The organism is Methanosarcina baikalica, assembly GCF_031461075.1.
Lineage (GTDB): Archaea > Halobacteriota > Methanosarcinia > Methanosarcinales > Methanosarcinaceae > Methanosarcina > Methanosarcina baikalica.
This window is the reverse complement of record NZ_JAVKPK010000095.1, coordinates 1-10973: the sequence shown is the minus strand read 5'-3', so window position 1 is coordinate 10973 and position 10973 is coordinate 1. Positions and strand designations below refer to the sequence as shown.

Annotated in this window: 8 protein-coding genes; 6 read left to right on the top strand and 2 right to left on the bottom strand. The window is 40.9% G+C overall.

Annotated elements, in window-relative coordinates; genetic code table 11:
- Positions 1–699: 699 nt before the first annotated feature.
- Positions 700–1695, top strand: a complete 996-nt coding sequence (locus tag RG963_RS15405; RefSeq protein ID WP_310577162.1) for a radical SAM protein — start codon at positions 700–702, stop codon at positions 1693–1695.
- 1004 nt (positions 1696–2699) lie between these two features.
- On the opposite strand, the gene RG963_RS15400 is transcribed toward RG963_RS15405, so the two are convergent.
- Positions 2700–3497 carry a 2-amino-3,7-dideoxy-D-threo-hept-6-ulosonate synthase gene (locus tag RG963_RS15400; protein ID WP_310577161.1) on the bottom strand — a complete coding sequence of 266 codons (798 nt, stop codon included), beginning with the start codon at positions 3495–3497 and terminating at the stop codon, positions 2700–2702.
- 136 nt (positions 3498–3633) lie between these two features.
- Positions 3634–4149, bottom strand: a complete 516-nt coding sequence (locus tag RG963_RS15395; protein WP_310577160.1) for a deoxyuridine 5'-triphosphate nucleotidohydrolase — start codon at positions 4147–4149, stop codon at positions 3634–3636.
- A gap of 207 nt (positions 4150–4356) precedes the next feature.
- Between RG963_RS15395 and RG963_RS15390 the strand changes: the two genes are divergently transcribed.
- The 5 genes from RG963_RS15390 (at position 4357) to RG963_RS15370 (ending at position 10841) form a co-directional block, all read left to right on the top strand.
- Positions 4357–6498 (top strand): DUF2341 domain-containing protein, encoded by a 2142-nt coding sequence (locus RG963_RS15390; protein ID WP_310577159.1) that lies wholly within the window; start codon positions 4357–4359, stop codon positions 6496–6498.
- 230 nt (positions 6499–6728) lie between these two features.
- Positions 6729–7352: a flavodoxin family protein gene (locus RG963_RS15385; protein WP_310577158.1), complete on the top strand. Its 624-nt coding sequence runs from the start codon at positions 6729–6731 to the stop codon at positions 7350–7352.
- A 394-nt stretch (positions 7353–7746) separates the two neighbouring features.
- Positions 7747–8958 (top strand): ABC transporter permease, encoded by a 1212-nt coding sequence (locus RG963_RS15380; RefSeq protein ID WP_310577157.1) that lies wholly within the window; start codon positions 7747–7749, stop codon positions 8956–8958.
- Positions 8959–9365: 407 nt separating this feature from the next.
- The gene (msrB, locus tag RG963_RS15375) at positions 9366–9803 is read left to right on the top strand and encodes a peptide-methionine (R)-S-oxide reductase MsrB (protein ID WP_310577163.1); all 438 of its coding nucleotides are present in this window, start codon (positions 9366–9368) and stop codon (positions 9801–9803) included.
- Between the two features lie 387 nt (positions 9804–10190).
- Complete coding sequence (locus RG963_RS15370; protein WP_310577156.1) at positions 10191–10841, top strand: HAD family hydrolase; 651 nt, start codon at positions 10191–10193, stop codon at positions 10839–10841.
- Positions 10842–10973 lie beyond the last annotated feature (132 nt).

Below are 10973 nucleotides of genomic sequence, written 5' to 3'. Positions count from 1 at the left end.
AAAATTGTTGCATACTTTTCTGGTTGAAAAATTCTCCCTTGAATTTGAAGAGGATACTAATTTTTTTTAAAAATAGATTTGCGTTCTCATCCAAGAACCTGGAAGTTCCGAACGGCTAAGAGATTTTTTTTATTTTTGTGTGGGAAGAGATACTGAGGTACTGGACTCACGGGTTGCGAGTTTTTATTATTGTTTATTCCCTTTCCTTTTTATCCCTTTTTTTGTGGAGTAGATATTTAACTAGTGGGGTGTTGAAAAGATGAGAACGCAAGTTATACTACTCACTGACTGTATATAATATTTTTAACATATATTGTTATTTTATCTCTCTAATATTATCATGTTATTATAACATTAGTTCATTATTTTAACGTTATGTTACCTCTATAACATTATCTTATGCCCTGTAAAAATAAGGCTTTTGAATCTTCTTTTTATTTCAGTTAATCCTGAAGTTCAATTGACGCTCAGGTATGAACAACTTTTTCCGGCTTTAGAACTTAAATTTGCAGAATATATATCAAGCCTAAATTTCAGGTTTAACAAGACAAGTTTCATGTCTGTGAAAATAATTTTCTGGTGTTGAAGCTGGAGAAGTACAATCTAAATTATATTAAAAGAATAATTTATATACATCTTCGTAAAAATGAAAGAAAAGACCGGAGCTACATAAAAATAATTATTTTGAGGAATATTTGCATGCAAAGCAAGCCGATTACGCCGGAAATTAAGGCTTTCCTTATTTCTATAGGTTCAGTTTCCGTAGATCCTTCACTTATCCCAAAGGCTCGCGGTTCCACTGCGGGCCCAGGAGCAGGTACAAGTTCCGTATTCTTCACGTCAGGAGAAAAACGGGTAAGGCTCAGCATAAAAAAAGACTCTCCACTTTCCATTTTAAGGGCAGAAGGCGAAGGAAATGTTGCGCTTTTCTATGAAAGAAAAGAACTTGCCCGGGGAAAACTTGAGCCTGCCCCTGCCCACTGTCCTGATCAGGCTTTCATAACCCTCAGCGAGAGGTGCATATTTGACTGCAAATACTGCCCTGTGCCCAAATTGCAAGGGCATGTTAAGGGTGAGGAGGAAGTCCTGAGTATAATTAATGAGGTTTTGCAGGCAGGAAATCTGAAAGCCATCTCACTCACCTCAGGAATTGAAACCTCAATCGAAGGAGAAGTGGAACGTGTACTCAAACTGCTTCCTGCTCTCAAAAAATACAATGTTCCTATTGGAGTTTCGGTTTACCCTACAGAAGGCTGTTCCAGAAAATTCTATGACGCAGGTGTTTCCGAAGTCAAGTACAATGTTGAAACCATGGACAATGAGATCTTCCAAACGGTTTGCGGGGACCTAACCCTCGAATATATCCTGGATCAACTCAAGGACGCTGTGAATATTTTCGGAAAAAATAGGGTTTTCAGTAATTTTATAATCGGGCTTGGAGAAAGTGATGATTCTGTTAGGAATGGGATCGAAGTTCTTGCAAAAATGGGAGTGATTCCGATCCTTCGGCCGGTAAATCCGCATCCTCTGAGAGTTGGAGACTGTTTTACAGAACGCCCGTCTCCTGAGCGCCTTTTAAAGCTTGCAAGGATCGAAGCTGAGGTCCTGAAGAAATACAGGCTTAATCCAAAACTTGCAAGAACCATGTGCCTGAAATGTACAGGCTGTGATCTTGTTCCTTTTGTCGACCTTTAGTTTCGAACGTCGCCTTAATTATTTTTTATAAAAGTTTAATTTTTCTCCACGGTTATCCTATTTTTTATATTCAATTTCCAAAGATTTTCATTCTAATTTTAATTTTTAACTCAAAAAATTATTTTACATATTTATAAAAGCCTTCAGCATTTTTTAATTTGCTTTGACTTCTTCTCAGAGGGACCCCTTTATTTCCACTGGAATATTTTGCAGGTAAATTTTTTTTACTATCATTGTTTCTTTCATTTCTCTCATTTTTGTTTGTTGTCTATATATATTCAATGTATCTCTTATCTTTTAATTTGTATGCAAGGCGGGTTTCTCTTTTCCGTTTTGATGCGATTGTTAAGGGCCCTGAGGTATTTTCGTCTGCCTCTTTACCCCTTAAACCCCCCAACTATACATAAATATTTAATTACATAAACGCATTCACTCTTATGATTTTATTCCCCTCCATGAAAGCTTCAATACCCCCTTATTTCCACTGCAATCTATGAATTAATAGCCTATTTTTCATGGAATATATATATGCGAATCACAGTTCAACTCAATGTTTTCATCGAGCATAAGAAATATTCAGGAAAAAAGTATTTACTGTAAAAAGAGATACTTTCTTTTATTCTAAATTATAGGCTTGAAACAATATTCCTGATAGTTATTATTAAAATTATGGTTTTAAGGGTAATAACATTAAAAAAGAACATAAAATTCAGAGAAGGGAACAAAATACTGAAAAATAACTTTCAAATGAGAGATTTAAAGTGGATCAAGGGTCTTAAATTTAAATTTTTGGCCAAGTATTATTTCTTTTTTCTGAAACTTAACTAAAGCCTTATTTAGATTCCTTATTTTTATTCATTATCTCTCTGATGGGTCTTTCCTTCTGAAATATAATATCCCTTTCATTTCCACTGGAATGAATAAATTTTCTTTTTCTCGCTTTTTTCTTTTTGTCCGGTTATCAAATTCAGTTTTTAGTTATACGACAGGCTTTTCCTTCAGGCCTACCTGCCCATTTTCCCTAACTCTTCCGCACTCACGCCCTCGTGAACAATTTTTGCAATTCTCCGGACAAGCCCTGTAGGGTCCTGTGCCTGAAAAACGTTTCTTCCTATGGCAACGCCCCGCCCTCCGGATTTAAGAGACCCTTCAATCATTTCCAGCAATTCCTGTTCAGAGTTCATCTTCGGACCGCCTGCTATAATAACAGGCACCGGACATCCGTCAACCACTTCTTTAAAAGTCTCAGGGCTTCCTGTGTAATTTGTCTTGATTATGTCTGCCCCAAGCTCAGCTCCAATTCTGGCTGCATGTTTTACGACATCCACATCATATTCGGATCGAACTTTTTTCCCGCGCGGATACATCATGGCAAGGAGCGGGAGTCCCCATTCATCACATTTTCCTGCCACATAACCGAGACCCTGTAGCATCTCATACTCATCCTCAGCCCCTATGTTAATATGGACTGACACTGCATCAGCTCCGACTTTTATAGCTTCTTCCACGGTTGTTACCAGAACTTTATGGTTCGGATCAACGGAAAGGGAAGTTGAAGCTGATAGGTGGATTATAAGACCTACATCATGCCCGTATCCCCTGTGTCCGTGTTTGGCAAGCCCCATATGCCCGAGCACGGCGTTTGCCCCTCCCTCGGCAACCCTGTTTACAGCTTCCTGAAGGTTTTTAAGCCCTTCAATTGGACCTGCACTAACTCCGTGGTCCATAGGAATAATAATGGCGTTACCGGTGTTTCGATTGAATATACGCTCCATCCTCACGGATTTACCTATAGTGCTCATAGCCTTTGATATTGCGGATTAGACAATATATACTTTATCTGTATTTTTTAAGGATGCCGGCTTAATTATTTCTTTTGCTTATACAGCATGAGTCTGGCCTTCATGAACAGGTGGCTAAAAAGCTTTTTTTGAAAATTCATTTTGTGTTTTCGTTCTGGTACATACCTGAATATCCTTTTTCTACTTCCGCGTCCAGAGTATAGAATAAGAGCTGCATAATTCGGGCATCCTTCTTTAGCTTGAAGCCTGCAGTGTTGTAAACTACCAGCAATGACTCACTTCGTCCCCTGTATCCGGCATCCCATACTGCGGTTTCAAGAGTAGCCCCGCATCGAATAAGGCTTGACCTCGGCTTTGCAATTGCGGCCAGGTTCATAGGAATATTTACAATCTCATTGAAAAGTACCTTATAAATCCCCTCAGGAAGGCAAATCCAGCCATCACTGCCGAATTCGAGGGTTTTTCCAACTGGAAGTTTTCTCTCCGAATTATCAAAATCCACAGCTCCGGGACCTTCTATTGTTTTTACCTCTTTCAGGGTGAGTTCAAGCCCGTTAGGCTGGATCTGGGTTTCTATATCAACTGCATTTTCAAGCAAAGAAGGTGTTGCCTGTACAAGTTTTCTCAGTTCGGTACTGGATAAAAGCGTCATTGAAACTGTAATTGCAAAGATTCTTTATTATAGTTTCGGAATTCCTGTTCTTTCCGGGCTTAATCATTTTTCGAGATTCTTTTTATCACAATTACTAATATCATTATCGTTATGATTTAGACATGTATTTATGAAGGTTTATTGTTTTTGGGTTAATAATCATTATCTTTCAAGGTCTTGAAATTAATACCTGATCGGGTTTGAGAAATGGCTTACGAGAGGCTGCAAAATATGGAAAACAGATTTACCGTATGCGGGATTGCTTTTGTGGTTTTGATATTTTTATTCACAGGCTGTGCCCTGGCTAGCATAGATGATATTTGGACTCCGTCCTCAGGCGATAACCCATGGAATAACTCCCAGATGGTTCTCATTACTGAGAATGCAGGCAAAAACCTTACAGAATACCCCGTCCCTATCGGTTTGAACTCTTCTAACTTTGACTTTTCAAAGGCAAAAAGTGATGGCTCAGACATTCGATTCTCTTACGGGAACAAAACGCTCAATTACTGGATTGAAACGTGGGACCCTGAAAATAAGGAAGCTGTTATCTGGGTCAAAATTCCGTCGCTCCCTGCAAACGGAACCAGTAAAATCCTCCTGAGATATGGAAATCCTGGGGTCACGGCTGCAAGCAGTGGAGAAAACACATTTGATTTTTTCGATAATTTTGATGGCAACAATCTTAACGGGCTTAATTGGTACGCTGAAAGTGCAGGCGGCGGCATGGTCGAAGTCCAAAATGGAATCTGTAACGTTTCAGCTCCCAAGGTCCATGCTTATGACTCCTCTATGATTTACAGTAAAGACAGTTTTAACGTTGATTCTATGTTTGTGGTCAAGAGAATGAAAGTTACCACAGGCACGGATAACAGAGGGCCTATGCTGTGGCAGGGTTTCGTAGACCAGGTAGACAGCAGAAAAAACGAGATAAAGCATAAGACAGAGCTTGCCAATGAAAGCCGTGTGGGCTGGGAAACAGCTTACAGGAAGGAAAGAAATAATCTCTTTGACCTTACTGACGTGAGTGTTCCTGAAGGAGAATGGTATGTCTCAGGGGTTGCATGGTATGAGGAAAACAATACTCGCAAAGTAGCCTGGTTTAAAAACGGTGTGCGGGACTCGAGAATGGACTACGCCTCAAATGATTCTGTCACCATTTTCCCAATGCACGTTTATCTATATGCTGCTTCCTACAAGGACGCCTCGAAGAATACGGGCTATATGGCAGTTGACTACGTGCTGGTTCGCAAGTTTGTCGGAACCGAACCCACGGCCAGCGTTGTTTCAACTCAGTTAGAGCCCAATATTTCGGCAGAACCCATTTCGGAGAACATATCTGAAAACATATCTGAAAACATTTCCGAACCCGAGGTTATTTCTGTCCCGGAAGTCGTTTCTCAATCTCAAGCCACGCCCGGATCTCAGCTGAATTCCGAAAACTCTAATCCCGGGGAGGTTGCACAGGCACAGAAAAATCTGAGCCAGGAAGAGGCAGGTGCCCCAAATGTGCAGTTCCCTCAATACGATGTCGGTATTTCCGGAATTAAACTTTCTTCCCCATACAGGTTCGACTTCCCTGCCCTTGCAAAGGAACTTAATTCCTCAGGTATAAACACTATTTTCCTCAATGTAAGTAGCGAGGACGTATGGCAATCCGAGCGCTTTGTGAAAATGGCCCATGAAAACGGAGTCTCCGTACATGCAGTGATTCTGGAAGACCTGAATTGCACAGAAAAGGGATCTGAAGATGCCTGTAAGGCCTCCTTGAACACAGTACTTGATTATAATGGGAAGTCCCTTGCACCCTTTGACGGAATCGATATCTACGTAAAACCCTCTCCAAAAGAAAGCGACGTTGATTATGGAAAACTTTTTGATACCGAGCATCGAGGAACCGGAGAGAACATCTCCATCTCAGCAAGTCTTCCGCTTAATTATACCGCGTCGCAGATTGAGGAAATCGCTCCTTTTGTCGATTATTTCGTTATAAGGGCTTATTCTGATGAAACTGAAGAGCTTAACTCCCTGTCAGATATTGTTGATGCTGTTGCTCTCGAGATGGGGGAGATAAGAGGTGCAGGTTCCAAAGGGGTAATTGAAATCTCCGTGAAAGAGGGCTTTAAAGATAAACTTTCAATACAGGAACTCTTTGCTGGCCTGGCAGATTATTATTCGAATGATTCTGCTTTTCTTGGAGTTTCTATTTACAATTATAATAACTATACAGCTCTGCCTCAGAAAGCAGAGCCAGAAGAGAAGAAGTCTACAATTCCCGGATTTGAGGCACTCTCGGTATTTGTTGCAGGTCTTGGAGCCTTCGCCCTTTTAAAAGAAAAGAGAAATTAAATAAAAAAACAGAAAAAGAGCAGGAAAAAGAACAGGAAGAAAAGAGCATATTTCTTTCGAATTTCTCTTCTTTTTGTTCTTTTTTCCCCTTCTATTTTCTTATTTTTCCATTTCTTCGCGGACTTTTGAGAGTAACTTACCCATTATTTTAAGCAAGAGAAACATTTTTATGCTGATCGGTCATTTATACTTTTGTTTACTTTTGGTTAAAACTCTAACTTTTTAAACGTTTGAACGGGGGTTCTAACATTAAAATTCTTGGATTAGTGGGTAGTCCTAATATTAACGGAAACACTGCAAAGCTTGTGAATACAATTCTCGATGGAGCTGCTGAAAACGGCGCAGATAAAGTAATATACAATCTAGCTTCTTTAAATATCAAAGGCTGTGATGCGTGCCGGAAGTGCCAGGAATCAGGTTGCTGTATTATAGACGATGATATGCAGAAACTTTATAAAGAGATCCAGACTGCAGACGCTGTTGTACTCGGCTCTCCTGTCTACATGTGGCAGATGACTGCCCAGACTAAACTCTTTGTTGACCGCCTGACAGCCGTCTTAAAGCCCAATTTTTCGAGCAGACTTGATAATAAAAAATTGATTCTTGTCTTTTCCCAGGGCAGCTCGGATAGGGACGCCTTCAAACCATATTTTGAATATACAGCAGGCCTTCTCTACTATCTGGGCTTTGATGTCCTGGATACGATCATTGCAGCAGGCACTGATAAGCTTGAAGTCTCCTCTAGGCCCCCTCTGTTGGAAAAAGCAAGGGATTTCGGGAAATTGATCTCTACTTCCAATCTTCCTGGCCCTGAGTTCAGAAAAGCCGAGTCAAGCCTGTCCCCTCCTCTCTGAATTTCGTTCTTTCCGGCCTTTTTACTTTTTTAAATAAATTTTTTCCTTATTAAAACAAACTTCAAGGAACTCATCCGGGTACTCTGCAATCCCGCTGGCACCTTCAAGCGTCCCTTTCTTTAATTCCAGCGCCATAAAAGCTTCAGCCGGCGCGCCGAAAGGATCTTTTATTCCCCATTTAACTGTCGGTTCAAAGTTGCAAGAATAATTGTGAAATTTCCCATAAAATCTCATTTTGTTATTAAGTTCGAGGATTTTTCTATTCAGCAGGTTTTTCCAGTAGAATTTATATGTTTGGTGTATTCATTTAAAGAAAGTTTAAGGAACTCAGTTTTCATCTTAATTCTTGATTTTATCCTTCACCCATAAAATCTGTAAAACGGAGCACTCAGCCATGATCCCCCTTTTCAGTGCAGGAAAACTAGCTCTTGGAAGCATTACAAGTGCAAAGCTGCGTTCAACCCTTACAGTGCTTGGAATCGTCATAGGAGTCGCAGCTGTGGTTGCTAATGTGTCCCTTGGGGCAAGTTTCAACCAGCACTTTACGAACGAGGTAACCAATCTAGGGTCGAATTTCATTTATATTCAGGGAATGCAGCCCAAGCTTTTTTATGACAATGAACTGAAGACCGTTGAAAATACACCAGGGATTGAGGGGATTTCGCCTTTGAAGTCACAAACTGCAGAAATCACGTATATGTCCGAAACCAAAAATATTATGGTAAGCGGCGTTGGGAAATCTTATGATGAGGTAGCAAATACAAAACTTCAGAACGGAACCTTCATCAATGACAATGACGGGTACGTGGCAATTATAGGCCACAAGGTTGCAAATGAGAAATTCAACAGGAATATTTCGGCCCGGAACTCCATAAATATAACCTTCAGGGTCGGAGAAGAAGAAAAAGTTACGAAGACTTTTAGAGTTAAAGCAATAATCCAGAACCCGGAAAACACTGTTGTCCAGGCGTACGATGATAACGAAGCCGTTCTTATCCCAATCGATGTCATGAACGAGATTCTTGGTGAAAAGGACTACGGCGGGGTTTTTGCAATGGCTGAAGACCCTGCGACAGTTCAGGAGACCTCAGATGAAGTGGACGAGCGCCTTGCCCGAAGTTTTGGGATTCCCGAACGGGACTTTGCAGATAAAGAATCGCGCCCGTATATCCTTATCAATCAGGCTGAGATTCTGAAACAAACCGATATGATGGCGGCAGCCCTCAGCTCTTTTCTAATAGCAGTTGCCCTGATTTCTCTCCTTGTCGGCTCGATAGGGATCATGAACATCATGCTTGTAAGCGTGACAGAAAGGACAAGAGAGATAGGAGTGCTCAAGTCCCTGGGTTTCACAGGTTTTGATATCCTTTTTCTTTTCATGGTCGAGTCAATTCTGCTCGGAGTCTTTGGGGGCGTCCTGGGAAGCGCAGTTGGAATTGCCGGCGCGTACAGTGTTGAAACCATTCTCAAACTGCCTGTTGTGTTTCCTTTCAGCCTGATAGCAGCCGGATTCTTCGTAGCTGTTACGGTAGGTTTTGTATCAGGGGTCTACCCTGCAAGGAAAGCCGCAAAAATGAAACCTGTAGACTCACTCAGGCACGAATAACCCGAGTTCCGCTTCCCGAGTTCCGCTTCCCGAGTTCCGCTTCCCGAGTTCCGCTTCGGGAGCACGGGGTCCTTCTCGCTGCGCTCGAGAGGACTAATTTATGGAATTGTGTTTTTTCCATATCCTTCCGTAATTATAAATAATCAAATTATTTGGAATAACCTAAGGATCAGAATAAACAGTCCAAGCCCTATCTCGATAAGGATTTTCCCACGTTTAAAAGATTCCTTTCCGGCTTTAACTGCTCCGTAACCCGGCTGTCTCAACCCTGTTTATGTGTTATAATTACATTTCCATATTCGTGCTTTTATCATTGATTTCGTTTTCGAGTAAGAGGTTTGCCTGATTAGAAGAAACAATAATATTTCCGGAACAACTAACTTATATACACAAAAGGGGGTTTGCGACTGGCACAGAACACAATTGAAAAATCCGATGACGAATGGAAAAAAGTACTCACTCCTGAACAATATCATATCCTGCGGAAGAAAGGTACGGAAAAGCCTTTTTCTGGCAACCTGTACTATAACAAGGAAAGAGGAGTTTATACCTGTGCTGCCTGCGGGCAGGAACTCTTTTCTTCCGATACCAAATTCGAGTCCGGAAGCGGATGGCCAAGTTTCTATGATGTGGTTTCCAGTGACAGGGTAAGGCTCAAAGAGGACAAAAGTAATTTCATGAACAGGATAGAGATTGTCTGTTCACGCTGCGGAGGCCACCTGGGGCATGTCTTTGAAGACGGACCTGCGCCAACCGGGAAGCGCTACTGCATTAATTCGGTTTCTCTTAATTTCAAGAAAGGAGAAGAGGGAAAGAAAGGAGAGGAAGAAAAGAAGGAAGAGTAAAGAATAAAACTACAAAATAAGCAGGCCATCTGAAATTCAGAGATTTACGGGTTGGAAAAGGGCTCAGGTAAAACTTGAAATTGGCAAAAAACCAGATTAAGATAATTGGATTTTTAATCTTTTTGATCTCCTATCTTTTGTTTTTCAATCAATTAATTCCGGTTCAGGGGCCAAATCTTCTTATCTACGCTCCATGCACTCTTATTTTTGCCTTTCTAGGGTATTTGCTTGGGGATATCTGTACAATAAACATTTGAAATAAAAATTGCAAGTTGAGAAAAAAAATATTCTGGCCCTCGACAAAGCGTAATACGCATCTATATCGAAATTTTAATGGACTTAGATTTTCAGAATATTTATCATAAATAATAACAATCTATTGAATAGATGTTGAAAGCGATAATTTTCGATGTGGATGGGGTTCTTGTAGACTCCATGTTTTTCCAGGCCGAAGCCTGGGTTAAAACTTTTCAGGAAGCAGGTATTACTATCAGCAGGGAAGACATTTACGAGCTTGAAGGCTCAAACGACAAAAGGCTGATTAAATCAATCTTCGAGAATTCTGAAAAAGAACCTGAACCCTGGCATTTCGAGCAGCTGCCTGAACAGAAACGCAATGCTCTTGAGTTTGATCGGATAAAACCCTTTGAGGGCATTCTGGATTGCCTCAAGGAGTTGAAAAAGCATTTCAAGCTTGCTATGGTCTCAGGGTCAAATCGCAAAGTGGTCGAGAAAATCGTGGACAAATTTTTTTCCAATTGTTTTGAAGTTATCATTGCAGGGGGCGACCTTGAACGAGGGAAACCTGAGCCTGACCCGTACCTCAAAGCTCTAGAGAAACTTGACCTGACAAAAAACGAGTGCATCGTAATTGAAAATGCACCTCTGGGCATAACTGCCGCCAAAAGAGCAGGGCTTTACTGCGTCGCGGTTGCAAGTATGCTTGAGCCTGAAAAGGTAAAGCACGCGGACCTTGTGCTCGAAGACCACGTTATCCTTCTAGACTATCTGAAGAATCTCATTCTAAAGTCATCATGAGTTTTTCCCGACCATGGGCTTTTCCCGGTCACGTACTTCATTCTGTTCCATGTCTTCAGAAGTACTGTGGGAAATTGAAGAGGCTTTTCAAAAGTTTTTATCTAAAAGTTTTCTACCTAAAAGTTCTCTATT